Source organism: Ruegeria sp. BB10 (assembly GCF_056535725.1).
Genome location: NZ_JBQFIW010000001.1, coordinates 573805 through 599032 on the forward strand (window position 1 = coordinate 573805; position 25228 = coordinate 599032).

Here is a 25228-nt window from a genome sequence, read left to right on the forward strand (position 1 = left end):
GGATTTTCATCCGGGCCGTACTTTGATGCGTATACGGTTAAACTGGAAAAAGCGTCGAACCTGTATATAGTCCGGCGACCAACCGAGGAACCCCGTTCGATGAATGTGTACCCCCGCACCATTGAAGACGCACCTGACAATGAAGACGCCGCCGCCGCGCTTAGAACGCTGCGCAAATGGGCCGAGTCCGCGAGTGAAGCTGAGATCAGCCAGCTTGATCCTGCAATTGCGCGCCTCGTGCCCGGGCTGGTTCCAGTGAATTATCCTTCGCTGTCGCGAGAATATGCCGAAGACTTCACAGTTGACGCGGCCTATCGGGCATCGTTGCCGGACCTTCAAAACGGACCGTCCAGCCTGATCCGCGGGGCCATGCAACAAATTCAGCATGTGGGCATTTCTAATTTCCGATTGCCGATTCGGTTCCACCGTAAACATGGTGAGGATCTCACGCTTGAAACCTCGGTCACCGGAACGGTCAGCCTTGATGCCGAAAAGAAGGGCATCAACATGTCCCGCATCATGCGCTCGTTCTACAAACATGCCGAGCGTACGTTCAGTTTTGAGGTCATGGAGGCTGCGCTGGACGATTATATGACCGATCTGGACAGTTTCGATGCGCGTATCCAGATGCGGTTATCCTACCCGGACCGGGTGGAAAGCCTGCGATCGGGGCTGCAAGGGTATCAGTATTACGACATCGCGTTGGAATTGGTCGAACAAAACGGCGTACGTCAGAAGATCATCCATCTGGACTATGTCTATTCATCCACCTGCCCATGTTCGCTTGAGCTGAGCGAACATGCGCGGTCCACACGGGGGCAACTGGCGACACCGCATTCCCAGCGTTCTGTTGCGCGGATTTCCGTTGTTGTTGATTGCAAAGCAGATTGCCTGTGGTTCGAAGATCTGATTGCCCTGTGCCGCCGCGCCGTACCGACCGAAACGCAAGTGATGGTCAAGCGCGAGGACGAACAGGCCTTTGCTGAGCTGAATGCCGCGAACCCAATCTTTGTCGAAGACGCCGCGCGCTTGTTTTGTGCCGAGCTTCTGGCCGATCATCATGTCGGTGATTTCCGTGTTGTGGCCAGCCATCAGGAAAGCCTGCACAGCCACGACGCAGTGTCGGTGCTGACCGAAGGGCCAACCTTTGTTTCCGCCAGCTTGGATCCACGCTTGTTCTCGACCCTGTTTCACATCGGGTAGATCGAAAAGAGCATCCTGTTGTCTCATTTTGATCCAATTGGCGAAAAATTGCCGCATTGCAGCAATATTTCTGCACGCGCAGTGTGTTTCGCGTTAAACTATCCGTGAACGCAGCCATGGTGTGAGGGCGTGTCAGCCCTCGGGCCACTCTGAAAAGGAAGCCGCGACGTGCGATGTCCGGGGATTTCAGGCCTTGGTCACTCGCCCCTAATACCGGGGTGGGGCAGAGCGGTTCTTTTCTTGGAAGGTTGCTTCGCTTTTACAGGAGAAATGACTAATGAATCCGATTACCCAACCGCTTGAGTTTCAGGCGGCGGCCATTCGACTGGCCGGTTATGCAGTCAGCAACCAACTGAAGATCATGCAGATTTTGGCGAATTCGGCCATGGAGCTGCCTTTCGTTCCAGTGAATGCTCTGCACGCGTCTTCGTCGGTTCCTGCACCTGCCAAAAAGAAACCGGAATTCAAATCCAAGGCGGCAGCTGCCAAGCCTGTAGCCAAGGTCAAAACGACCGCCGCACCAAAGTCCAAGCCGCGCGTTCGGGCCAAGACGGCAGCGACCCCAAAAGCCGAATCACCTAAACCGGTTGTAGCAAATGCGGCCTCCCAGCCAGCAGTGGCCAAGGTTGCAGCGCCTAAACCTGCGGCCGTCAAGCCCGAGGCAAAACCTGCCGCACCCAAACCTGCCGCAAAACGCGTGGCTCCAAAGGCAGTAGCGAAACCTGCCGCACCCAAGGCCACAGCCAAGCCAGCCGCGCCCAAAGTGCAGGCGGCGAAATCGGTGACGGCAAAACCAACGGCTGCACCTGCCGCCAAGCCTGTGGCCCCCAAAGCCGAGGCGAAACCTGTGGCGCCTCTGGCGAATACAGCCAAGTCTGCGGCACCTCAGAACCGGACGCGCGCGCCTTCAAAACCGCCCGCAATGCCCACACCCGTCAGCAAAACCGACGAGTAAACGGGACATCCGCTTGACACAGTCGTGCAGGCGCGCCAACGCTGCGCCTCATGACGGATATGCGCCCGGTTGGATATGTGATTGGCCTGTTGGTCGCCATTCTTGGGGCGACCATGATGCTTCCCATGCTTGCGGATTTCATCGAAGGCCGGGGCGAATGGCCTGTTTTTCTGGGAAGCGGCGTGATCACCATGCTGACGGGCGTTATCCTGTCCATCAGTTGTTCGAACGGAGTGGGCGAAGGTCTGACGATCCGTCAGACCTTTTTGCTGACCACCGGCGTTTGGGTGGCGTTGCCCTTTTTCGGCGCAATCCCGTTTTTATTCGGCGAGACCGAGCTGCGCTTTGTCGATGCTTATTTTGAGGCTATGTCGGGGCTGACCACTACTGGTTCGACTGTCATTTCCGGGCTTGATAATCTGCCACAGGGTTTGCTGTTGTGGCGCGGATTGCTGCAATGGCTGGGCGGCATTGGGATTATTGTAGTCGCCATGGTGTTCCTGCCCGAACTTCGCGTGGGGGGGATGCAGATCTTCCGTTCGGAAGGGTTTGAAACCATGGGGAAAATCCTGCCGCGCGCGCAAGAGATCGCTGGGCAGATATCCCTGATCTATGTCTTTTTGACCTTTGTCTGCGCGCTTGTCTACGCCGGCTTGGGGATGGGGTTTTTCGATGCCGTGGTGCATGCGATGACAACCATCGCGACCGGAGGGTTCTCGAACTACGACACGTCCTTCGGCAGTTTCTCGGGGCCGACCGAGTATGCGGCTGCGGTCTTTATGATCCTCGCGGCGCTGCCTTTCGTGCGCTATGTTCAATTCGCCAATGGCAACACGAACTCACTGTGGCAGGACAGCCAGATACAGACATTCCTGGCGACAATCCTGGTGCTGGTCGTGGTCATGGCGGTGTTCCTAACCGTAGTCTTTCCACATCATTGGGAACAGGCGTTCCGGGAATCGCTGTTCAACATCACCTCGATCATTTCGGGTACGGGTTATGCCAGCGTTGATTACATGACGTGGGGCAGTTTCCCGGTCATGCTGTTCTTTTTGATCGGTCTGATCGGCGGATGCGCGGGCTCGACCGCCTGTTCGATCAAGATTTTCCGGTATCAGCTGCTGTTTGCGTCGATCAAAACGCAAATTCGCCGTATCCGGTCACCGCATGGCGTTTTTGCCCCGCGATATGGCGGGCGCACGATCGGGACGGATGTCCTGACTTCGGTGATGAGTTTTTTCATGTTCTTCGTGCTGTCGCTGGGTGTGCTGGCCTGGGCGTTGGCGCTGACGGGGTTGGACTTCATCACTTCGGTTTCGGGGGCTGCGACCGCACTGGCCAATGTGGGGCCGGGACTGGGCAGCCAGATCGGTCCGGCAGGAAATTTCGCCGGGCTGAATGACACCGCCAAATGGTTGTTGTCCATCGGCATGTTGGTCGGACGGCTGGAACTGCTGGCCGTCTACGCGTTGTTCACCGTCCAATTCTGGAGAAACTAATGAAAAGACCCTTGGGGGCCCAGATTTCGCATATGTTGAAAGATCGGGGCGTTGACGTGATTTTTGGCATTCCGGGTGTTCACAATCAGGAAATGTATCGCGGCATCGAAGAAGCTGGCATCACACATGTGTTGGCCCGGCATGAACAGGGGGCCGGGTTCATGGCCGATGGCTATGCCCGCGCGACCGGCAAGCCGGGCGTCGCCTATGTGATCACCGGGCCGGGGCTGTGCAATATCATGACACCGATGGGGCAGGCCTATACGGATTCGGTGCCACTGCTGGTGATGTCTTCTTGTCTGGATGAAACGCAAGCGGTGCATGGGCAATTGCATCAGATGAAGGATCAGCTTGGGGCGGCTGAAACCGTGACTGACTGGTCGCGGCAGGCCAATTCCGCACAGGCCGCCTATGGTCTGGTCGAGCGTGCTTTTGAAGAGTTCGAACTGTCCCGACCGCGCCCCAAACATATTCAGGTGCCGATTGCCCAGCTTGAGGCCGATGCCGACCCCGCGCCGTTTCCCAATCAGCCGGGGCTGCGCACCAAGGTTTTGCCGCCCGATATTGCTCCGGTCATGTCTTTGTTGAATATCGCGCGCAGGCCGTTGTTCATTTTGGGCGGTGGCGCGCGGTCTAATCTGTGGCGGCAGATATTGACGGAACTGGGAGCAGCCTGCTTCACAACTTTTGCTGGGCGTGGGATGGCCGGGCAGGGCTATGCGTTGGACTTTGGTGCCATGCTGACGCGCCCCGGCAGCGCCGAGGTGATTGGGTCCGCTGACCTTGTAGTCGCCGTAGGTGCCGAACTGGGCGAGGTCGATCTGTGGCGCGACAACCTGGGGCACAGCGCTCATCTGGTGCGGGTCGATCTTGATCCCAGGGTTCTGTCCGATCACCATCGTGCAGGCATCAAGCTGCAGGCTGATGGGGAAAGCTTTGCGCATGCCTTGTGGGGTGCGATTGACAAGGTAAAACCTGCAACGGGTTGGACGCCGGAAGAAATCACCGACGCACGCAGACGCTGGCGCGCCGAGGTCGATGCCGAGCGGCCGGGGATCGTTCCGGTGCTTGATGCTCTGCGCGATGCCATGCCGGCGGATACGATGATCTATTCCGACATGACCCAAATCGCCTATGCCGGGAAAGAGGTCTGGGACATGGCCTATCCCTATCACTGGCATCACCCGACCGGCTTTGGCACGCTGGGATATGGCTTGCCCGCTGGTATTGGCGGTGCGGTTGCGCGTCGGGACAAACCAACAGCCGTGGTCGCCGGGGATTACGGGTTTCACTATACGATGATGGAACTTGGTGTGGCGGTCGAGCTGGGCCTTTCACTGCCCATTATCCTATGGGACAACGGCAAGCTGAAAGAGATCGAGGACAGCATGGTCCGAGGTCAGATCGCGCCGAACGCGGTGATCGCCCACAACCCGGATTTCTGCAAACTGGCTGAGGCTTTCGGGGCCCTGTCTGCCGCGCCTACTAGTTTGGCGGAGATGCAGACTGCAGTGCGCGCGGCCTTTGACGCGCCGGTTCCAACCTTGATCCGCGTAACGCCTGATATCGTGTAAACAAAAAAAACGCCGCCCAAAGGGGCGGCGTTCCACTTTTGGGGATCAAATTAATCCCAACAATGCACCAGAACAGTCATTCCGTTGGCTCTGCGGCTAAGTTCGTTGGGTGAGATCTCGGCAGTCGATTGACCCGGTTGGCCCGAGACGCCTGCCTGTTCAAGCGCCGCGTTCAACCGCTCAGCCGTGGCTGCCAGACTGACCGAGGCGGGTAGGGTGCGCCCATCGGACGGGGTGGGTAGCAACATGCCGACAACCTGACCGGCGTCATCGAAAACAGGTCCGCCAGCATCGCCCGGCTGGGCGGCCATCGCCAGACGTTTCACTCCGTCTTCTCCATTCAGGCCGCGCACGTCAGTAATCTGGCCATAGGTCAGCGTCGGCGCCCCCAATGCGCCCTGATACGAAAAGCCCGACACTGCGACCTCGGATTGGATGCGCGGTTGATCGGTGCCGAATTCCGCGACGCTGATCGGCGCAAGGTTGTTCCGGGGCCGCAGAACGGCCACGCCCAGATCAGCATCGGCCCAGGCGACCCGAACTTCCTGATCGTCGTTCAGGGTGATCCGGGTGCAGCTGTCGGTGGCCTCGGATACCGTCAGGATTGTACCGCTAGCATCGGTGAAAAAGCCGGACCGGGACAGGCGCGGCTTGCGGATTTGCAGGCCGGAAACAAGATCGATCCGTTGCTCGGCATTTGCACCGGCCCCTGCGTCTAGAACGGCGCTGTTTGTGGTGAAGCTGGCCTTGAGCGCGGCCAGAACCCGTGCCCGGCGGGCCTCATCCCCTTCGGGCCAGACCAGCGTGAAGCCTTTGATCTGGCCGTCCTTCAGCGCGGCCTGGGTGTACGAGACAACCCCGTTCCCGCGACCTTCCAGTGTAAAGCGATCACCGCGCAATTGTCGGGGGCCGTCCAGTGGGACGATCTCTAGCGATTGCATGACCTCGTAGAGCGCGCGTAGGGTCGCCTTGTCGCCCTTCTGACTGATCAGCAGCGCTTTGGCATCCAGGTCGGTGGTGCCTTTGAAATGCGCGAACGGGGCCTCATAGCGGTCAAAGGCAAGAACATCCAATGGCAGGTCGAGTTCAATCCCTGCCTGCGGGTCCGAATATCGCGCCATGCCGACGCTGATCAGCGGCGCGTTATAGTCATCCATCAGCGACTTGCGCTGCGCTGTGGTCAGAACGCCGGTGGCTTCAAAACCGTTGAATCGTTGCCAGTCACCCATCGATCGGCGCGTGCCTTGACCAAACGCGCCGTCGATAGTGGCGTTGTAAAACCCTGCGGCCTGCAAGGCTGTCTGCAAATCCCGACGCTCTTGCGCAGTGAGCAGGCGTTCGGACTGTAGGGCTTGCGAGCGGGTTTCATCTGCGGGCTCAGCCGACAACCCCGAAACGGTCGCTTCCGGTTGTGGAGTGTTTTCGACGGGCGGTGTCACCACTCCCCGGTTCAGGATATTCGCACCGACTGGCCAGAACTGCTGACCCAGAGAGCTGGTGAAGGCTATGTAGCTGTCAGCCGGTATCTGCCCTTCGGCACGGTAAACGTCCAGTACCTGTTCAGCGTCACTGCGCAAATAAGGCCCGATAACAATAGCATACCAGCCAGAGTTCAGGCGAAATCCGTTTACGTCCGGCAAGAGGCTCGAATAAGCCTGCGCGCGCTCTTGTGCCTCGCGCAGCGAAGGGCGCGCCTCGACCTGAACCCAGACGCCAGCGTCCTGTTGCGCTGATACGGCGCCTGCGCCGATAGAAAATAGAAACAAAATTACAGTGAATATGCGTGTCATTGTCTGCCCGTGTTCGCAGTGTTTTAGCTTTGCGGCAGACTACGCGAATTGAACCGCAGAAAGCCATGCCTGGAATACGGGGAATTTCCAGTGTGGCGGTGCAGTGACAGCCCAACCCGATTGGCCCGTTGACGCCCCTTGGCCCCTTGCATAGGAAGGACAAAACCGACCGGAACAGGGCGCAGACGTGCCCAAAGGGAATGTCATGACCGAACCGTCCAGCGCACCACGTTCTTTTCAGGAAATTATCCTGCGACTTCAGACCTATTGGGCTTCGAAAGGCTGCGCGATCCTGCAGCCCTATGACATGGAGGTCGGTGCAGGTACGTTCCACCCGGCCACCACGCTGCGCGCTTTGGGGTCAAAGCCGTGGGCGGCGGCCTATGTGCAACCCTCGCGCCGTCCAACCGATGGGCGATACGGTGAAAACCCCAACCGGTTGCAGCACTATTACCAGTATCAGGTGCTGATCAAACCCAGCCCGCCGGATCTACAAGAGCTGTATCTGGGTAGCCTACAGGCCATCGGTATAGATATGGACCTGCATGACATCCGCTTTGTTGAAGATGACTGGGAAAGCCCCACACTGGGCGCCTGGGGTCTGGGTTGGGAGGTCTGGTGTGACGGCATGGAAGTCAGCCAGTTCACCTATTTTCAGCAAGTCGGCGGCCATGACTGCACACCCGTTTCGGGTGAACTGACCTATGGTCTGGAGCGTCTGGCAATGTATGTGCTGGGCATTGATCACGTGATGGACATGCCCTTTAACGATCCGCAATCACCCAGCCCGCTGACCTATGGCGACATCTTCAAACAGACCGAAGAGGAATACGCCCGCTGGAACTTTGACGTGGCCAACACCGAAGTTCTGCTGCGCCATTTCGAAGAGGCCGAGGCAGAATGCGCCGCTATTTTGGCGCAGGACCATGACGATCCCAAAACCGGCAAGCGCATCGTGATGGCGCATCCCGCATACGATCAGTGCATCAAGGCCAGCCACATCTTTAACCTGCTGGACGCGCGGGGCGTGATCTCGGTGACCGAACGGCAGGCCTATATCGGCCGGGTCCGGGCGCTGGCCAAGCAATGTGCCGATGCGTTTGTACAGACCGGGGCAGCCGGGTTCGAGGCCTGATGGCGGGCTCAGGCCAATCCCGGCAACAGCACTTTCAGGCCATCCGCGATCATGCTGATCGCGATGGCCGACAGGATCATGCCCATGAAACGGCTCATGATTACGCGCGCGTTGTCGGACAGGCGTTTGGCCAGGGCCGAAGCGTTCCAGAAGGTGATGAACAACAAAAACAGAACCACCAGAAACACGCCCGCATAGATGATGGCGTCTATGGGTTTTGCGATATGGTGGGCGTACAGGATCAGCGTCGTGATCGTGCCGGGACCGACCAGAATAGGAAAGGCCAGCGGGTAGAAGGCGACCGTCGCGGGTTCGGGGTAAGCCTGCTTTTCCCCTTTGGTTCCATGGTGCGAGGTACTTTCATTGCCGTTCAGCATATTCAGACCGATCATGAGAACGACCAAACCGCCTGCAACACGCAGATCATCCACACTGATGCCGAACAGGCCAAGCGTCTGATTGCCAATGGCCGCAAACGCTCCGCCCAGGATCAGGCAGTACGTGGCGGTTTTCGCCGCGACCTTGCGCTGGTCGGTGGGCGTCAGGCCGTCGGTGACGCTCAGGAAAACGGGCAGGTTGGTGATCGGGTTCATAATCGCAAACAGCGCGCCGAAGAACCCAACGGCAAGGGTCATGTCCATTCGAATAGCCTCGTTCCGACCTGTATCAGTTTGGAAACTGGCCTATTTTCCGCCAAGTTGAAAGAGGCCGCGTGATCGGGATGTTGAGAAGATGACCGGAAAACTGCTTGCAATCATCCTTATTGTTTCTGCGGCTTTGGCCGGGGTGGGCATGTATTACCTTCAGGTGTACGGGTTCTACTATGACGTCGCGCCCCAGCCAGGGAAGGACGTGGAATTGCTTGTTGAGGGGGCAGAGGAACCCCAGCCGATCCCGTACACGGCGTTTCAGGCGATTGATGCGGACAGCTCTCCGATCCGATACCGGGCGTGTTTTGAGACCGAGATGACGAGCGATGATCTTGCGGCTTTTCAGCCGGTCGAAAACCCCGAACCGCTGACCGCGCCGGGCTGGTTTGACTGCTACGACGCGGTTGCCATTGCCGAGGCTCTAAAGTCTGGACAGGCGCAAGCTTTTATGGGGGCCAAGAACATACACTATGGCGTGGATCGTATCGTCGCGGTGACCACTGACGGCAAGGGCTATGTCTGGCACGCGCTGAACAATTGCGGTGAAAAAGCCTATGACGGAACGGTTGTGGGCGAGGAATGCCCGCCACGGCCGGGGGACTGAGATGCCCGAAGTCGAGGAAATGCTTCACATTCCCAATTTTCTGACCGCCACGCTTGGCATTGCGGTCTATCTGATAGGGGCCGAGATCAACTCTCGGGTCGCTCCGCTGCGTCAATTCAATATCCCTGAGCCTGTCACCGGCGGGTTGCTGGCGTCTCTAGTATTGCTGGTTCTGTATGTCGTGGCAGGGCTTGAGCTGACGTTCGACCTTGCCTCGCGGGATTTTCTGCTGATCGTGTTCTTTGCCGGAATTGGGTTGAATGCGCGGCTTGCCGATTTGATTTCCGGCGGCAAGCCTTTGTTCCTGCTGCTCATTCTGACGTTGGTGACAATAGTTGCCCAGAATGCCGTCGGTGCCGCCGGAGCAGTTGCCTTTGGCTATCCGGCCCAAGCTGGGGTTCTCTTTGGCTCTGCGTCTCTGATTGGCGGGCATGGTACCGCCATCGCGTGGGCCCCCGAGGTTGGCGCAGTCACCGGGCTTGAGGGCGCGACTGAACTCGGCGTGGCCGTGGCGACGCTTGGCCTTGTGTTGGCCGCGCTGGTGGGCGGGCCGATTGCCCGTCTATTGGTCGAAGGCAAGAAGTTGACCCCGGAACGCCCGGACGAAGAACACACAGTTGGGCTGCCGGATGATGCCGCCGAGGCCGAGACCATGATCGACCACCTGACCATCATGCGCGTGTTGCTCTATCTGAATCTGGCGATCATCTTCGGATATTTTTTGAGCGAGGCAATCGCGGCTACCGGGTTGAAACTGCCCTTGTTCGTGCCCTGCTTGATCATGGGGATCGTCATTGCCAATGTTCGCGCAGCTCTGGCCCCCAAGGCGCCGCCGGTGTCTCGGACTCCCTCGCTGGCGCTGATATCCGAGTTTTCGCTGGGCGCGTTTCTGGCCATGTCGCTGATGAGCCTGCAGCTTTGGACCATTGCCGAACTGGGGTTGGCCATCGTCGTTATCATGGGTGCGCAGACCCTGTTTGCCGTGGCGTTCGTGATCTGGGTTCTGTTTCCGGTGATGGGCGGCAACTATCGCGCTGCTGTTCTGTCTGCGGGGTTCGGCGGCTTTGCTTTGGGTGCGACGCCGACCGCTATTGCCAATATGACCGCAGTTACCAAGCGATATGGCCCGTCGCCTATTGCCTTTATCGTGCTGCCCCTTGTATCCGCCTTCTTTGTGGATATCGCCAATGCCATCGTCATTCAGACGATCGTTAATTTCTAAGGACCGAAAATGCCCGACCTGCTGATCGAACTGTTTTCCGAGGAAATCCCCGCCCGCATGCAGACCCGCGCCGGTGAGGACCTGAAAAAACGGATGACCGACGGTTTGGTTGAGGCCGGTCTGACCTATGCCGGGGCTGCCGCCCTGACCACGCCGCGTCGCCTGACGCTGGCGATCGAAGGTCTTCTGACTGAGAGCCCAACGATCCGCGAAGAGCGCAAAGGGCCGAAAGTCGGCGCACCGGACAAGGCCATCGAAGGCTTCCTGCGCGGTGCGGGCCTGACCCGCGATCAGTTGGAAGAACGCGATACACCCAAAGGCGCGGTCTATTTCGCGACTATCGAAAAAGCCGGACGCCCTGCGGCCGAGATTGTGGCCGAGGTGCTTGAAACCACCATTCGAAACTTTCCCTGGCCCAAGTCTATGCGCTGGGGCGGCGGTTCGCTGCGCTGGGTGCGCCCGTTGCACTCAATCTTGTGCATTCTGTCCGATGAGGCTGGCGCGCAAGTCGTGCCGCTTGAGGTCGAAGGGATCAAAGCGGGCGACACCACTGCGGGTCACCGTTTCATGGCGCCGGATCGGTTCGCGGTCACGTCCTTCGACGATTACGCTGCCAAGCTGAAACGTGCATTCGTAGTGCTAAAGCCAGAAGACCGGGCAGACCATATCTGGAACGATGCCCAGAACATGGCCTTTGCCGCGGGTCTGGAAGTGGTCGATGACAAGGGTTTGTTGGCCGAGGTGGCCGGTCTGGTCGAATGGCCCGTAGTGCTGATGGGCAAGATCGACGAAGAGTTTCTGGAACTGCCGCCCGAGGTGTTGCAGACCTCGATGAAAGAGCATCAAAAGTTCTTCTCGGTCCGCAACCCCAAGACGGGCCGGATCGAGCGTTTCATCACCGTCGCCAACCGCGAGACCGCCGACAATGGCGCGACCATTATGGCGGGGAACCAAAAGGTGCTGTCGGCGCGTCTGGCGGATGCCAAGTTCTTCTGGGAAAACGACATGCGCGTTGCCAAATCGGACATCGCCCAATGGACCCGCGCGCTGGAGAATGTGACTTTCCACAACAAGCTGGGCACACAGGCCGAGCGGATCGACCGCATCGCGGCATTGGCTCGCGAACTGTCCCCGGTGACGGGCGCGGATGCGGATCAGGCCGAGAAAGCCGCGCGTCTGGCCAAGGCTGATCTGAACTCGGAAATGGTTTATGAATTCCCCGAACTTCAAGGGCTTATGGGGCGGTATTATATTGAAGCCGCAGGCGAAGACGCCACCGTGGCCGCCGTTGCGCAGGAGCATTACTCACCGCTGGGCCCGTCCGACGACGTGCCGACCGCGCCGCTGTCGGTGGCCGTGGCACTGGCCGACAAGCTGGACACACTGACCGGGTTCTGGGCGATTGATGAGAAGCCGACCGGATCGAAGGATCCGTTCGCCCTGCGCCGTGCGGCGTTGGGGGTTATTCGGTTGGTACTAGAGAATGATTTAAAAATTCCATTGACCAAGTCAATCAATGATCATCTGTTTTCTCTCCTCCGTGACCCAGATGGGTTTGTTGATTACGAGACTGAGTTTTGTGAAGAACTTGGAGGTTTAAGTTCCCACAGTGTGAACTACTTGGACCAGCATTTTGATGGTCGACCGCGTGCCAACTACTTTAAGTATCACAATAGGGACTTGGACGAAAAGGCAGTTGCCAAATTCAGGTCTGAGGTTTCAGAACTGAATGAGAGGGGGCATATTTCCGAGAAGGCGTCAACATCTAGAACACAGTTTACATATCGGTCAGCAAACTTGACTAGTTTGATGATGTTTTTCGACGAGATGAACGCGCATGGCCTGGCCGCCGTTTTGATGGGGGAAGTACCTCATCCAAATGGAAATGAGAAAGAAGTTTGGAAAGAACTTGGTGAGTACTCTTTTAGTTTGGTATCCAGTCTTCTTAACTTCTTCCACGACCGCCTCAAAACCTTCCTCCGCGATGAGGGTATTCGTCACGACATCATCGACGCCTGTATTGCGATGGAGGGGAATGACGACCTCAACCTGCTGGTCAAACGCGCCCGTGCGCTGAATGCGGTGATTGCGACCGAGGATGGCGAGAACCTTGTGCAGGGGTTCAAGCGCGCCAACAACATCCTCACGCAGGCCGAGGAAAAAGACGGCGTCGAATACTCCTATGGCGCGGATGTGAAATTCGCGGAGACGGACAGCGAAAAGGCTCTGTTTGCCGCTTTGGATCAGGCGCAGGGCAAGATCGAACCGGCGCTCAAGGCCGAAGATTTCCCCAAGGCGATGACGACAATGGCGGAGCTGCGTGGGCCGGTCGATGCGTTTTTTGACGAGGTTCAGGTGAATACGGACAACGACATTCTGCGCCGCAACCGTCTGAACCTGCTGAGCCAAATCCGTCAGGTTTGTTCCAGCGTGGCGGACCTCAGCAAGATCGAAGGTTAATCCAGAACGCCCTTGCGCCATTGGTGCAAGGGCTTATGCTGCGGTGAAACCAAAAGGTGCTGCAGTGCAGAATAATCCGCATACCACTCTGATAACGACCGAAGCGCCCGTGGCCGCCAACACACACGGCGGGCGAGCGAAATGTCTGCAACGTCTAGTCCGTTTGGAACTTCCGGTGCCGCGAACGGTGGCGCTGTCCTTTGACGCGGTACATCGGATTGCCGAAGGGCAGGTACCGGATATCGCCGCAGTTCTGGAGCAGTTTGAACAGACGGCGTTGCTGTGCGTCCGGCCTAGTTCCGAAGACCCCGATTGGGGTGGCCCCGGTGCGATCTTGAACATCGGTATGAACGACGCGCGCTACGTTGACCTGTCGGATTCGATGGGCGCCGAGGCCGCCGCCGCGCTGTACTTGCGCTTTGTCCAAAGCTACGCAATTCATGTGGCCCGTCTGGACGCGGATGTTTTCGACGATATCAGCGCGGATGGCAGCGAAGGGCTGAGCCAATCCTTGCGCGCTTATGAGGATGAAACGGACGAGGCATTTCCCCAAGACCGGGGCGAGCAGCTGATTGCCGTCCTTCGATCGATGGCGCGGGCGTGGGATGGAACCTCGGCCCGGTTGCTGCGACAGGCCAAGGGGGCGCCGGCGGATGCCGGGTTGGGCTTGGTCATTCAGGAAATGATCCCCGGCGTGGGGCAGGGTGAGTGCGGCTCGGGTGTGTTGCAACTGATTGATCCTGCAACTGGGTTGCCGCAAATCACCGGTCGTTATCTCAGTCAAAGCCAAGGCCGCGATGCGCTGGGTGCGGATGTGGCAGCGCTGTATCTGGAAAAGGACCCGCGCGGGAAATCACTGGAAGAGGTTGCACCCAAGGCATTTGCCGAACTCAAGGCCCACGCAGCCTTGATGCGCGCCAAGCTGCGCGAGGAAATGCAGGTCGAGTTCGTGATAGAGAATGGTCATGTGCATATTCTGGACGGTGTACGTGTACAGCGCAGCGCTCGGGCGGCGATGCGGATTGCCGTTCGCCTGGCCGAAGACGGCATCATACCGCCGCAAGAGGCGGTGATGCGAGTCGATCCGCATTCCCTGAACGAGATGTTGCACCGTCAGGTCCACCCCGAGGCAGAACGGGATGTACTGACCACCGGTATTGCCGCCAGCCCTGGGGCTGCAACGGGCAAGATCGTGTTCACCGCCGCCGAGGCGCAGGCCAGCGCCGCGCGCGGCGAGCCGTGTATTCTGATACGCCGTGAAACCTCGCCCGAAGATGTGCGCGGGATGCATGCGGCGGTCGCCGTACTGACCGAAAAGGGCGGTATGACGAGCCACGCCGCCGTGATTGGGCGCGGTTTGGGCTTGCCCTGTATCGTTGGTGCGTCCGAGATGCGGTTCCAGACCAAGAAAAGGCTGCTGTCGGCCCCTGATGGGCGGGTGTTCAAGACGGGTGACGTTTTGACGATCGACGGGTCCTCGGGGCAGGTTCTGGCCGGACAGCCCGCGATGCTTGAAGCAGCTTTGGACGATTGTTTTCAAACGCTTATGGGCTGGGCGGATGATGAACGCGACATCGCCATCCGCGCCAACGCGGATACACCGGCCGACGCACAGACTGCACGGAACTTTTTGGCGCAGGGGATCGGCCTGTGTCGGACCGAGCATATGTTCTTTGATCCCGGTCGTCTGATCGTGATGCGCGAGATGATCTTTGCGCAAACTTCATCGGGTCGCGCGGCGGTTTTGGAGCGTCTGCTGCCCATGCAGCGCGAAGACTTCGTTCAGCTGTTCCGTATCATGGAAGGTCAGCCCGTCTGTATCCGCCTGTTCGACCCGCCTTTGCACGAATTTTTGCCGACCACGCGCAGTGGACAGCGCGAGCTGGCTGAGGCGCTGGATTTGCCTGTGTCGGATGTTGAACGGCGTGTTGCAGCGATGACTGAATACAACCCGATGCTGGGTCTGCGCGGTGTGCGTCTGGGTGTGACTGTGCCCGAGATCTACGACATGCAAGCACGCGCCATTTTTGAGGCGACGCTTGAGGCCAGCAAGGACGGCGCGCCTGTCGTTCCCGAGGTGATGATCCCGTTGGTTTCGGCCAAGCGCGAGGTTGAGCTGGTCAAATCCCGTATCGACTCGGTCGCTGCGTCTGTTGCAGGCGAACGGGGCGAAGAGTTTGAATACCGTCTGGGCGTGATGGTCGAAACGCCTCGGGCCTGTTTACGGGCGGATGAAATAGCCCCTCAAACCGCATTCCTGAGCTTTGGTACCAATGACCTGACCCAGATGACTTACGGGCTGTCACGCGATGATGCGGGTCGGTTCATGTCTGACTATGTTCGTCAGGGCGTTTTTGTCGAGGACCCGTTCCATGTGCTTGACCCCGACGGGGTCGGAGAATTGCTGAAACTCGGCGCGGAACGTGGACGTCAGGCCCAGCCGGATGTTACCCTTTCAGTATGCGGCGAGCATGGCGGTAACCCCGAATCAATCGCCATCTGCCGCGATCTTGGGTTTGACTATGTGTCCTGCTCTCCGTTCCGGGTGCCTGTCGCTCGGCTGGCTTCCGCTCAGCTGGCGATTTCGTCCAGACTTGGGGGTTGACACAGGCTGTTTGCCCTAGGATTAGTGGTTTTTAAGCAACCTTGTGGCAGAATTAATTTTCGCCACGGGCGATTTTCCACTTGCGTTTTCTTCTGATCTGGACGTCTGCGCCGGACTGCGCTAAATGCCTCGTCGCGCCCGCCGGGGGAGGGTACGGCGCGATATGTGCCTGTGCGAGGTTATCTGATGCTACGATACATACTGGCTGCTGCCACGTTGGCGGCAACCATGCTGCCAAGTGTGTCTTTCGCTGAAAAGAAAGCCACCGATACTGCCGAACGCGAACTTGTCACCCGGACCGAAGTGCCCGGGCAGAATTTTCGCGACTATCTGACTCTGTTCAAGCCCCGAAAAGAGCTTGAGCCCCAAAAAATGTCGTACTCAAAGGATTGGCTGGACCAACAGCCCAAGGCCACCGGGGACGAGAATTTCAAGTGTCTAGCTGAGGCGCTGTACTTTGAAGCACGTGGTGAAAGCGTGCGCGGACAGTTTGCCGTGGCCGAGGTTATCCTGAATCGCGTGGACAGTGGCCGGTTCCCGGACTCGCTTTGCGGCGTGATCAAGCAGGGAACCGGTAAGAAATACCAGTGCCAGTTCACTTACACCTGTGATGGCCAAAAGGAAGTGATCCGCGAAAAGAAGGCGTATGAGCGCGTAGCTAAAGTTGCGCGTGCGGCCATCGACGGTGTCACCAAAGAACTGACCGAAGGTGCCACACACTATCACACCACGGCGGTTCGTCCGTCTTGGTCGCGCGTGTATAAAGAAACCGCGCGGATCGGAGTTCATATTTTCTACAGGCATAATTATCGAACAGCGAGCAACTGATTGACGCACCCGCGCTGGAACCTTGCTGGCGCGGGGCGTTTTATAACCTATGTTGCGGGCCAGGAGGCCCGCAATGACGTTTACACGCAGACAATTTCTGCAATCAGCAGCCGCACTGGCGGTACTGCCACACTCGGCCCGCGCATCAAGCTCTGATCTGATCGCACAGACTGCGATGCAGCAGATCGCCCCGAGTGGTTTTCCCCAAACGCCTGTCTGGTCCTATGGCGGTGGTGTACCTGGTGCCGAAATCCGTTTGCCTCAGGGCGCGCGGGTTCAGCGCAGGTTGGTGAACGAGCTGCCTCAGCCAACAACAGTGCACTGGCATGGCATCCGGATCGACAACGCGATGGACGGTGTGCCGGGCCTGACGCAAGATGTGATCGCACCGGGCGAGGGGTTCGATTATGACTTTGTCGTCCCGGACGCGGGAACCTATTGGTATCACGCGCATAACCGCTCGGTCGAGCAGGTGGCGCGCGGCTTATACGGCCCGCTGATCGTTGAAGAGGCTACAGGGCCAGATGTCGACCAAGACCTGACACTGATGCTGGACGATTGGCGACTGGACCCAGACACCGGACATATCGTTGAGGATTTTGACAACGGTCATGATCAAAGCCATGCCGGGCGGTTGGGGAACTTGATCTCGGTCAACGGCCAGTTTGATCCTGTTTTTCCCGCTCGCCGCCACGAGCGTTTGCGCCTGCGGCTGATCAATGCCTCTAACGCGCGAATCTACGATCTGGCTCTGGATGGGGTGGCAGGATGGATCATTGCGCTGGACGGAATGCCGCTTGAAAGCCCGTTAGAGGTTGAGGACGGTTTTCCACTCGCCCCGGCTCAACGCGCGGACTTGATTGTGGACGTAACAGCGGAATCTGACACCGTCGCCGGGCTGATCAGTCGCGAGCGGGACGGGGGCTTTGGTCTGGTGCGGTTCCCGGTTTCCGGTAATTCGGCTACGACTGCCCGGTCAGGCGTTGTGCTCTTGCCCGCGAATCCATTGGCACAGGTGGTGTTGGACGGCGCCCCGGTTCATCGGATGACGTTGCAGGGTGGTGCGATGCAGTGGCTGGAATCCGCGCAGCTTGGCGGCACGCAGCTTTCTGGCCGCGAATTGGCGCAACTGGGCCGGTTCTGGGCTTTGAACGGGTATGCTGAACGCCCGTTGGACCCTTTTCTGGATGCGCAGCGCGGTAGTACCCACCGGATCGAGTTCGTCAACGAAACCGCTTTTCCGCATGCTATGCACCTACATGGGCACCATTTTCGGCTAATCCTGCCCGACGGCAGCCTTGGCCCATGGCGCGATACGGTGCTGGTGGAGCGCGGACAAACCCGTGAAATCGCCCTTGTGGCCGACAATCCGGGCGACTGGTTGCTGCATTGCCATATGCTGGGGCACGCCGCATCCGGGATGATGAGCTGGTTTCGCGTAACCTGACGCCGCAATCAACGACTAGAATGGCGCTTGTTGCGATGCTATATGCGCGCGCATCCTATAAATTTGGTAGATTAGTGTACCAAGCCCGAAAAGGTTCGCCGAATGAGCTCTGAAATCCGCCTTGCTTTTGCGCACCCGTCTGAACGGTCAGAAGCGACCGCGACGCGCGGCCCGCTGGATCGCATCTCGCTCAGGGATCATACCGTTGAAGTTGAGATCGGTGCCTTTCAGGCCGAACGTGGCACCACACAGCGTATCTGCTTCAACATTGTTGTAGAGGTTCGGCCGCTGACCGATCCGATTGACGATGATGTTGATCGCATTCTGTCATACGACCGAGTGACCGAGGCGATTGCCCATGAACTGGCGGCTGAACGTCTGAACCTGCTTGAGACGTTGGCGGATCGCGTGGCAGAGCGCATTTTGCTTGAGCCTCAGGCTGTAAGAGCTTTTGTTCGCATCGAAAAACTTGATCGTGGACCGGGCGCGCTGGGTGTCGAAATCGTGCGCGGCAAGGACACGATCCACCACGATGTGGTCGAAGAAGAACGCCCCCATCCGCGGTTGGTATTCCTGTCGAACGAGGCCATTTCATCCGCCAACCTGACGGGTTGGATTGATCAGTTGGAGAACCGTCAGCGCCCGCTGATCCTGTGTGTTGGCGCATCAGAACTGACGCTGCCACAGACTGGTCACGCGATGACCCAACGCCGGATTGATCTGCTGGCGATCGAGCAAAACGCCTGGGTTCTGGCCGCACGGGATCATCGCTGTGTGGTGGTGTCGACGCGGACGGAATTGGATTGGGCAATGAAGAATGGGCAGATTTGTGTCTGGGCCCCATCAAAGATTGTGCTGGATGCGGTTGATGGCCCTTCGGCGGCGCCTTCGGACGCTGTAGCCTTGGCAGCCTGGTTTGCGGCCACTTTTGAAGCCAGCGAAATGATGGTGATCGGCGGTGCCTTGCCGAACGCTCCAAAGACGCCTCTGCGCGCTATTCCAGTGGATCAGGCGCAACTGTGACTGCGTATTTTCGACCGCTGGTACAGCACGGGTCTGTACGCCCGGACGGGGCGGTTTCTCTTGCCGGGCAGGAATTGTGGTTCACCCATGCAGAACGGCTGTCCCGCACGGATGCGCCGACGATTGTCACGGCGCGGGATATTCCAGCCGATGCACTGAACCGTCTGACGCGCCCACGCGCAGAGATTGCTGGTGTGGCGATGGATCGCCCGCAGATCATGGGAATTCTCAACGCCACGCCCGACAGCTTCTCGGACGGCGGGGTGCACAACTCGGTTGAAACGGCAGTGTCCGCTGCCGAGCGGATGGTGGAGCATGGTGCCAGCATTCTGGATATCGGCGGTGAATCGACCCGACCGGGGGCTACCTATGTGCCCGAGGATGAGGAAATCGCCCGGACGCAACCCCTGATAGATGCCATTCGCGCCAAGACGAATGCTCTGATTTCCATCGATACCCGCAAGGCCAGCGTGGCGCGGGCTGCGTGGACGACAGGCGCGGGGCTAATCAATGACGTATCGGGCTTTACCTTTGATCCGCATCTCGCGCCGTTCTGCGCTGAGGTTAACGCGCCCGTCTGTGTGATGCATATGCAGGGCGATCCAACTGTGATGCAGGACGATCCGCAATATGATGACGTGTCGCTGGAGGTTTATGATTTCCTTGAAGGTCAGGTTGAAAAGCTGGAGCAGATTGGGCTGGGCCGCGATCAGATCTTGGTCGATCCGGGTATCGGGTTCGGTAAAACCCAGGCGCATAATTTGACACTGTTGAAAAATCTTAGCCTTTTCCATGGCTTGGGATGCCCGGTTCTGCTGGGCGTCTCGCGCAAGGGCTTTATCGGGCAAATCGGGCAAGAGCCGCGCAAGGATGCCCGTGCGCCGGGATCAATCGCTGTAGCACTGGCCGGTTTGTCGCAAGGCATGCAGATCGTGCGTGTTCATGACGTGGCTCAAACCGCTCAGGCCTTGCGTCTGTGGGCCGCCGTCCGGTAATCCCGTTCTAGACGAGTAACTACGGAGTTAGACAATGCGCAAGCTGTTCGGAACCGATGGGGTGCGGGGCACCGCCAATACTCATCCGATTACGGCCGAAATGGCCCTGCGCATTGGGGCTGCCGTGGGGCGGTATTTCCGTCGCGATCGATCCGGTGCGCACCGGGTGGTGATCGGCAAGGATACGCGCTTGTCCGGGTATATGCTGGAAAACGCGCTGACTGCTGGGTTGACCTCGACAGGGATGAACGTGCTGCTGTTGGGTCCTGTACCGACACCGGCGGTAGGGTTGATGACCCGCTCGATGCGCGCGGATCTGGGGGTGATGATCTCGGCCAGCCACAACCCGGCTGAGGATAACGGTATCAAGTTCTTTGGCCCCGACGGGTACAAGCTGTCCGATCAGGCTGAGCTGGAGATTGAACGTCTGATCGAAGAGGGTGTCAAACCAGCGCAAGCACAGAACATTGGCCGTGCCCGGCGGGTGGATGATGCGCGGTTTCGATATGGTGAGCGGGTAAAATCCTCGCTGTCCCGCGATCTGCGTCTGGACGGGCTGAAAGTAGTGGTCGATTGCGCCAACGGCGCGGCCCACCGCACGGCGCCCGAGGTTTTGTGGGAGCTTGGCGCAGATGTCATTCCGGTCGGAATCGCGCCGAACGGTAAGAATATCAACCTGAATTGCGGCTCGACCAAACCTCAGCTGGCGGCCGAGACGGTTGTCGCGCACGGCGCGGATGTGGGTATCTGTCTGGACGGTGACGCCGACCGCGTGGTGATGGTTGACGAAAACGGGCAGGTGGCTGACGGAGATCAGCTAATGGCGTTGCTGGCGACCTGTTGGGCCAAGGCGGATCGTCTTGAAGGCGGCGCGCTGGTTGCGACGGTCATGTCGAACCTTGGGTTGGAACGGCACCTTGCCGCGCAAGGGCTGCGTCTGGAACGAACAGCCGTTGGTGACCGCTATGTCGTCGAAAGGATGCGCGAAGGCGGGTTCAACTTGGGCGGTGAGCAGTCAGGCCACATCGTCATGAGCGATTATGCCACCACCGGTGACGGCCTGATGGCCGGTCTGCATTTCCTGGCCGAGATGGTGCATTCAGGTCGCAAGGCGTCCGAGCTGTCGGTGCAATTCGAAACCGTTCCACAACTGCTTAAAAACGTGCGTTACGGCGAGGGGCAAACCCCACTGGAAACCAGCGCCGTGAAAGCGGCCATTGCGGATGCCGAGGCGCGCCTGAACGGGCAAGGACGGCTGCTGATCCGCAAGTCGGGGACGGAACCCCTGATTCGCGTGATGGCAGAATGCGAGGATGATGCCCTGTTGACACAAGTCGTCGACGGTATCGTGGCCGAGGTCGAGGCGGTCGCCGGTTAACGCCCGATCAGCATCTTGCGCAGGCTAAACCATTGGCTGATGGCCAGCCCGGTCAGAATCATGGTCAGCGCGATGTAAAAGCGCAGGGGCAAGGCCTCGGACAAGATCCAGGCGCCGAAAACCATCGACCAGATTGGCACCTGATAATTGACCAGCGTCAGAAAGACGGACCCGGCGCTGCGAATGATCGATACGCGCAGCAAGGTGGCAAAGGCGGTCGGTAACAAACCTAGCGCGACAATGGCTAGACCGGGGCGTGTTCCTTCCCAGCGTGGCAAGCCCTCGGTCACCAGCATGATCGGCAACAAAAGAACGGCGCCAACCACCAACGACAGCGCTGCCAGCACTACTGGGTCAATCGGCGGGCAGCGCCGTGTGAAGATAGACGCGCAGGAGTAACACAAAGCTGCGCCGATGCAGGCCAATTGTGCCAGGGGTTCGTTACCTTGCCCGATCTGCGCCAAACCCGGCCCGATCAACACCAATGCACCGCAAAATCCCAGTGAGACTCCAAGGAATCTGCGGGCATTCAGCGGCTCGTCTGAAAAGAAATGGGCCAATGGCAGAACCATCAGCGGAATTGCCGCCATCGACAGCCCGGCAAAGGCCGAGGCCACATATTGCTGCCCCCAGCTGAGCAACATGAAGGGCAGGGCGGTAGAAAGCAGTCCAATAATAGCAATGAACACCCACAGGTTCAGATCGCCAGTCGGCAGCTTGCGACCGGTCAACGCCATCATCCCCAGCAATGTCAACGCGCCCAGAGTCGTACGTGCAGTGGCAACTGTCACAGGCCCGTATCCCTCAAGCGCCATTGCGACGACCATGAACGTGCCGCCCCATATGAGGCCTAAAGCGATCACGCCGCTCCAATCGCGGGATGTGGGTTGATCAACCATGTTACGCCTTGGGGTCAAAAGCGGTTGTGACGAAAAAGGGCGGCCACTTGGCCGCCCCTTCGCTTAGAACAGTCAGGATCAGTTCTTTTCCTGATCGACCAGCTTGCCGGCGGAAATCCACGGCATCATGTCGCGCAGTTTCTTGCCAACTTGCTCGATCTGATGCTCGTCATTGTGGCGGCGGGACGCTTTGATGGTTGGCTGACCAACTGCGTTTTCCAGCATGAAGTCACGCACAAACTTACCGGTTTGGATGTCCGACAGGGTCTCTTTCATCGCCTTCTTGGTCTGCTCATAGGGCAGAATGCGCGGGCCGGTGACGTACTGGCCATATTCCGCAGTGTTCGAGATCGAGTAATCCATGTTGGCGATGCCGCCTTCATAGATCAGATCAACGATCAGCTTGGTCTCGTGCAGACACTCAAAATAGGCCATTTCAGGTGCATAACCTGCTTCGACCAGAGTCTCAAAACCGCAGCGGATCAGCTCAACGATACCGCCGCACAGAACGGCCTGCTCGCCGAACAGGTCGGTTTCGCATTCTTCACGGAAGTTGGTCTCAATAATGCCCGAGCGGCCGCCACCGATGGCCGAGCAGTAGGACAGGCCGATTTCCAGCGCCTTGCCGGTTGCGTCGCTGTCCACGGCCACCAGGCAGGGCACGCCGCCGCCTTTGACGTATTCGCCACGCACGGTGTGGCCGGGGCCTTTGGGGGCCATCATGATGACGTCGACACCTTCTTTCGGCTCGATAAGGCCAAAGTGGACGTTCAGGCCGTGGGCAAAGGCAATGGCCGAGCCCGGCTTGATGTTGTCATGCACGTATTTCTTGTAGGTTTCGGCCTGCAGTTCGTCGGGCATGGTGAACATGATGACGTCACACCAGGCCGCCGCTTCGGCGATGCCCATGACGGTCAGGCCTTCGGCTTCTGCTTTCTTGGCGGATGCCGACCCTTCGCGCAGAGCGACAACCAGGTTCTTGGCGCCCGAGTCGCGCAGGTTCAGCGCATGAGCGTGACCTTGCGAGCCATAGCCCAAGATCGCTACTTTTTTGTCTTTGATCAGGTTGATATCGCAATCGCGATCGTAATAGACGCGCATGTTTTCGGTCCTTTCATTTGCGGTTGCTGCGGTTCTAATAGGGTCCAAAGCTATTGGCGAGCGCTTTACAATCGACTATTGAAGCTAAATGCGAAAATTTATGCGCAAATTCTGACTTAACCGGAAAAAACATGCTGGATGATATGGACAGGCGCATTCTGCGTCACTTACAGGCCGAACCGACCCTGACCATGGCCGAATTGGCCGAGCGTTGCGGGATCAGTCAGGGTGTGTGCTGGCGTCGGGTTGAAAAGATGCAGGCCTCGGGTGTCATTCTGGGGCAAGAGGTTGTTATTGATTGGCCGGCGATGGGATATGCGGTTGAGGTTTCACTGCGCGTGACGCTGGACAAAACCCAACCGCGCGCGTTTGACGAATTTACTGTTGCCGCGCGGGGAGTTTCGGAAGTTATTGAAATTCAGACGTTTTTGGGGCGTGTGGACGTGAGGCTGTCGGTGATTGCACGCGACATGACGCACTATCAGCAAATCTATCGCGATCGTATTCTAACCCTGCCGCACATAGCCGATATCGAAGCGCTGATGCATATCGCGCGGGTCAAGCGGAACGAGGTGTTGCCGGTATGATCGAACTGGATGAAACCGACCGGACCATCCTGCGTGCGCTGGTACTGGATGCCACGCAAAGCGCCGGGGCGTTGGGGCGCAAGCTGGGGTTGTCCCAACCGGCAACCTGGCGGCGCATCCGCCGGCTGGAATCAGCAGGGGTCATCAAGGGCCGTCGCCTGCGTCTGAATGCCGAGGCGTTGGGGTTCGGCGTGACCGTGTTTCTGGGCGTCAAACTGGCGCGCAAGGGACAAGTCAGCCTTGAAGACTTTGAGCGCGCCGTCAGCGCCATCCCCGAGGTGCAGACGGTCGAACATGTGTTGGGTCTTTACGACTATCGCCTGAGGGTAGTTGCACGTGATCTGTCCGATTTCGAACGGGTGCTGCGACGGCGGATTATGACCTTACCCGGCGCGGGTGAGGTCGAGGCAAACGTATTGCTGAGCGAAGAGCGCTTGCCCGGCCCAATCGGCTAAGCAAGGTTAGTATTTGGTGCGGATGCAATAGCCGGGGTGATGCGTCATCCGGGCAAAGGTCATCGGAACACCATCTTTCCAAGTAGTGCGTTCCAATTGAATCATCGAAGTTCCGGCAGTGGTGCCCATGAATTCTGCCAGCCTCCCGTCGGCGGAAATTGCGCAGAATGCAACCTCAGCCTCGGTAAAGGGGGCAACGTTCAGCAGCCACTCGTGGGGGCCCCGCGTGTTGAGATCCGCATGCTCAACGTCAGGTACTGTGTCGATGTTGATCCAGCGCTCCTCTAGCTGAAAGGGGCGGTTGTCCGCATAGTGCATGCAGATCACATGCAGCACCCGCGCGTCGGGCGAAACGCTGAGTTGCGAGGCCAGCCAACCGGGGCTGGATACGACATTCCGTTCAACAAGTGCATAGCGATAGATTGAGTTTTGATTCTCAACCGATTGACGGGCCAGAGAAAACTCCAGCTTGGCGTGTTTGCTGGGCTCCTTTTTTACCCGCGTGCCGCTTTTGCGTTTGCGTTCTACGAACCCTTGCTCGGCAAGCTCGCGCAGGGCGCGGTTTACCGTTGCACGCGCGCAATTGAATTCTTCAGCAAGCTGCGTTTCTGTCGGCAGCAGAGATCCTTGTGGCCAAATCCGGCTTTCAATACGCCGCTTAACTTCGTCACGTACGACCTGAAAACTGATCCGCTTTTGAGCAGTCACGAGAAGCAATACCTTTCTTGTACAAAGTGTATGTATCTGTTCAGAAACACCTCTGGGTGTAAAGGGGTGGTGACCCTATTTGGCGTCAACGAGTTGTTCAATTAGAGCTT

The 25228-nt window shown here is 58.5% G+C and carries 20 protein-coding genes and 2 pseudogenes; 17 read left to right on the forward strand and 5 right to left on the reverse strand.

Annotation, left to right across the window (positions count from 1 at the left end; all coding sequences use genetic code 11):
* The first annotated feature begins 99 nt into the window (after positions 1-99).
* From folE2 to ACR3EP_RS02995, 4 genes are all read left to right on the forward strand, one after another.
* Positions 100-1203: a GTP cyclohydrolase FolE2 gene (gene folE2 / locus ACR3EP_RS02980; RefSeq protein WP_480636254.1), complete on the forward strand. Its 1104-nt coding sequence runs from the start codon at positions 100-102 to the stop codon at positions 1201-1203.
* A gap of 277 nt (positions 1204-1480) precedes the next feature.
* Complete coding sequence (locus ACR3EP_RS02985; RefSeq protein WP_480636256.1) at positions 1481-2158, forward strand: hypothetical protein; 678 nt, start codon at positions 1481-1483, stop codon at positions 2156-2158.
* Positions 2159-2208: 50 nt separating this feature from the next.
* Complete coding sequence (locus ACR3EP_RS02990) at positions 2209-3657, forward strand: TrkH family potassium uptake protein (RefSeq protein WP_170348324.1); 1449 nt, start codon at positions 2209-2211, stop codon at positions 3655-3657.
* A complete protein-coding gene (locus tag ACR3EP_RS02995; RefSeq protein WP_480636258.1) occupies positions 3657-5231 on the forward strand; it encodes a thiamine pyrophosphate-binding protein in 1575 nt (524 codons plus the stop codon). The genes ACR3EP_RS02990 and ACR3EP_RS02995 overlap by 1 nt, the downstream gene beginning before the upstream one ends.
* 50 nt (positions 5232-5281) lie before the next feature.
* Here ACR3EP_RS02995 and ACR3EP_RS03000 read toward each other — a convergent pair whose 3' ends face one another.
* Positions 5282-7021: a serine protease gene (locus ACR3EP_RS03000; protein WP_480636260.1), complete on the reverse strand. Its 1740-nt coding sequence runs from the start codon at positions 7019-7021 to the stop codon at positions 5282-5284.
* A gap of 205 nt (positions 7022-7226) precedes the next feature.
* Here ACR3EP_RS03000 and ACR3EP_RS03005 point away from each other — a divergent pair, with 205 nt between their 5' ends.
* On the forward strand, positions 7227-8156 hold the full coding sequence (locus tag ACR3EP_RS03005) for a glycine--tRNA ligase subunit alpha (protein WP_480636261.1): 930 nt from the start codon (positions 7227-7229) through the stop codon (positions 8154-8156).
* 8 nt (positions 8157-8164) lie between these two features.
* Here ACR3EP_RS03005 and ACR3EP_RS03010 read toward each other — a convergent pair whose 3' ends face one another.
* Positions 8165-8797 (reverse strand): MarC family protein, encoded by a 633-nt coding sequence (locus ACR3EP_RS03010; protein ID WP_480636262.1) that lies wholly within the window; start codon positions 8795-8797, stop codon positions 8165-8167.
* A gap of 91 nt (positions 8798-8888) precedes the next feature.
* On the opposite strand from ACR3EP_RS03010, the gene ACR3EP_RS03015 reads away from it, so the two are divergent.
* The 10 genes and pseudogenes from ACR3EP_RS03015 to glmM all read left to right on the forward strand — a co-directional run bounded on the left by ACR3EP_RS03015 (position 8889) and on the right by glmM (position 21368).
* Positions 8889-9410, forward strand: coding sequence for a DUF6446 family protein (locus tag ACR3EP_RS03015; RefSeq protein ID WP_170374809.1), 522 nt, complete (start codon positions 8889-8891; stop codon positions 9408-9410).
* Position 9411: 1 nt separating this feature from the next.
* On the forward strand, positions 9412-10632 hold the full coding sequence (gene gltS / locus ACR3EP_RS03020) for a sodium/glutamate symporter (protein ID WP_480636263.1): 1221 nt from the start codon (positions 9412-9414) through the stop codon (positions 10630-10632).
* Between the two features lie 9 nt (positions 10633-10641).
* A pseudogene (glyS, locus tag ACR3EP_RS03025) lies at positions 10642-12135 on the forward strand (glycine--tRNA ligase subunit beta); the annotation flags it as partial.
* Positions 12136-12567: 432 nt separating this feature from the next.
* Positions 12568-13092 (forward strand): annotated as a pseudogene (locus ACR3EP_RS03030) (DALR anticodon-binding domain-containing protein); the annotation flags it as partial.
* Between the two features lie 43 nt (positions 13093-13135).
* Positions 13136-15697, forward strand: coding sequence for a putative PEP-binding protein (locus tag ACR3EP_RS03035; protein WP_480636265.1), 2562 nt, complete (start codon positions 13136-13138; stop codon positions 15695-15697).
* A 186-nt stretch (positions 15698-15883) separates the two neighbouring features.
* On the forward strand, positions 15884-16525 hold the full coding sequence (locus ACR3EP_RS03040) for a cell wall hydrolase (protein ID WP_170357870.1): 642 nt from the start codon (positions 15884-15886) through the stop codon (positions 16523-16525).
* Between the two features lie 73 nt (positions 16526-16598).
* On the forward strand, positions 16599-17972 hold the full coding sequence (locus ACR3EP_RS03045; RefSeq protein WP_480636267.1) for a multicopper oxidase family protein: 1374 nt from the start codon (positions 16599-16601) through the stop codon (positions 17970-17972).
* 102 nt (positions 17973-18074) lie between these two features.
* Complete coding sequence (locus ACR3EP_RS03050; RefSeq protein ID WP_480636269.1) at positions 18075-18995, forward strand: dihydroneopterin aldolase; 921 nt, start codon at positions 18075-18077, stop codon at positions 18993-18995.
* Positions 18992-19990 carry a dihydropteroate synthase gene (gene folP, locus ACR3EP_RS03055; protein WP_480636270.1) on the forward strand — a complete coding sequence of 333 codons (999 nt, stop codon included), beginning with the start codon at positions 18992-18994 and terminating at the stop codon, positions 19988-19990. Before ACR3EP_RS03050 ends, folP begins: the two co-directional genes overlap by 4 nt.
* Before the next feature lie 34 nt (positions 19991-20024).
* Positions 20025-21368: a phosphoglucosamine mutase gene (gene glmM, locus ACR3EP_RS03060; protein WP_170348337.1), complete on the forward strand. Its 1344-nt coding sequence runs from the start codon at positions 20025-20027 to the stop codon at positions 21366-21368.
* Here the strand turns inward: glmM and ACR3EP_RS03065 are convergent.
* A complete protein-coding gene (locus ACR3EP_RS03065; protein WP_480636272.1) occupies positions 21365-22267 on the reverse strand; it encodes a DMT family transporter in 903 nt (300 codons plus the stop codon). The two genes, glmM and ACR3EP_RS03065, sit on opposite strands and share 4 nt — an antisense overlap.
* 78 nt (positions 22268-22345) lie before the next feature.
* Positions 22346-23407: a ketol-acid reductoisomerase gene (gene ilvC, locus ACR3EP_RS03070; RefSeq protein ID WP_480638991.1), complete on the reverse strand. Its 1062-nt coding sequence runs from the start codon at positions 23405-23407 to the stop codon at positions 22346-22348.
* Between the two features lie 92 nt (positions 23408-23499).
* Here ilvC and ACR3EP_RS03075 point away from each other — a divergent pair, with 92 nt between their 5' ends.
* The gene (locus tag ACR3EP_RS03075) at positions 23500-23955 is read left to right on the forward strand and encodes an Lrp/AsnC family transcriptional regulator (protein WP_480636274.1); all 456 of its coding nucleotides are present in this window, start codon (positions 23500-23502) and stop codon (positions 23953-23955) included.
* Positions 23952-24410 carry an Lrp/AsnC family transcriptional regulator gene (locus tag ACR3EP_RS03080; RefSeq protein ID WP_480636276.1) on the forward strand — a complete coding sequence of 153 codons (459 nt, stop codon included), beginning with the start codon at positions 23952-23954 and terminating at the stop codon, positions 24408-24410. The genes ACR3EP_RS03075 and ACR3EP_RS03080 overlap by 4 nt, the downstream gene beginning before the upstream one ends.
* A 6-nt stretch (positions 24411-24416) precedes the next feature.
* Here the strand turns inward: ACR3EP_RS03080 and ACR3EP_RS03085 are convergent, their stop codons facing one another.
* Positions 24417-25118: a GntR family transcriptional regulator gene (locus tag ACR3EP_RS03085; protein WP_170357886.1), complete on the reverse strand. Its 702-nt coding sequence runs from the start codon at positions 25116-25118 to the stop codon at positions 24417-24419.
* Positions 25119-25228: the final 110 nt, after the last annotated feature.

What these genes read in the sequence shown, in the direction of transcription:
- ACR3EP_RS03005 (WP_480636261.1), top strand. Translation starts at nt 7,227, where the DNA reads ATGACCGAACCGTCCAGCGCACCACGTTCTTTTCAGGAAATTATCCTG.
- folE2 (WP_480636254.1), top strand. Translation starts at nt 100, where the DNA reads ATGAATGTGTACCCCCGCACCATTGAAGACGCACCTGACAATGAAGAC.
- glmM (WP_170348337.1), top strand. Translation starts at nt 20,025, where the DNA reads ATGCGCAAGCTGTTCGGAACCGATGGGGTGCGGGGCACCGCCAATACT.
- ACR3EP_RS03015 (WP_170374809.1), top strand. Translation starts at nt 8,889, where the DNA reads ATGACCGGAAAACTGCTTGCAATCATCCTTATTGTTTCTGCGGCTTTG.
- ACR3EP_RS02995 (WP_480636258.1), top strand. Translation starts at nt 3,657, where the DNA reads ATGAAAAGACCCTTGGGGGCCCAGATTTCGCATATGTTGAAAGATCGG.
- ACR3EP_RS03065 (WP_480636272.1), bottom strand. Translation starts at nt 22,267, where the DNA reads ATGGTTGATCAACCCACATCCCGCGATTGGAGCGGCGTGATCGCTTTA.
- ACR3EP_RS02990 (WP_170348324.1), top strand. Translation starts at nt 2,209, where the DNA reads ATGACGGATATGCGCCCGGTTGGATATGTGATTGGCCTGTTGGTCGCC.
- ACR3EP_RS03075 (WP_480636274.1), top strand. Translation starts at nt 23,500, where the DNA reads ATGCTGGATGATATGGACAGGCGCATTCTGCGTCACTTACAGGCCGAA.
- ACR3EP_RS03080 (WP_480636276.1), top strand. Translation starts at nt 23,952, where the DNA reads ATGATCGAACTGGATGAAACCGACCGGACCATCCTGCGTGCGCTGGTA.
- ACR3EP_RS02985 (WP_480636256.1), top strand. Translation starts at nt 1,481, where the DNA reads ATGAATCCGATTACCCAACCGCTTGAGTTTCAGGCGGCGGCCATTCGA.
- ACR3EP_RS03000 (WP_480636260.1), bottom strand. Translation starts at nt 7,021, where the DNA reads ATGACACGCATATTCACTGTAATTTTGTTTCTATTTTCTATCGGCGCA.
- ACR3EP_RS03050 (WP_480636269.1), top strand. Translation starts at nt 18,075, where the DNA reads ATGAGCTCTGAAATCCGCCTTGCTTTTGCGCACCCGTCTGAACGGTCA.
- ACR3EP_RS03010 (WP_480636262.1), bottom strand. Translation starts at nt 8,797, where the DNA reads ATGGACATGACCCTTGCCGTTGGGTTCTTCGGCGCGCTGTTTGCGATT.
- ACR3EP_RS03045 (WP_480636267.1), top strand. Translation starts at nt 16,599, where the DNA reads ATGACGTTTACACGCAGACAATTTCTGCAATCAGCAGCCGCACTGGCG.
- ACR3EP_RS03040 (WP_170357870.1), top strand. Translation starts at nt 15,884, where the DNA reads ATGCTACGATACATACTGGCTGCTGCCACGTTGGCGGCAACCATGCTG.
- gltS (WP_480636263.1), top strand. Translation starts at nt 9,412, where the DNA reads ATGCCCGAAGTCGAGGAAATGCTTCACATTCCCAATTTTCTGACCGCC.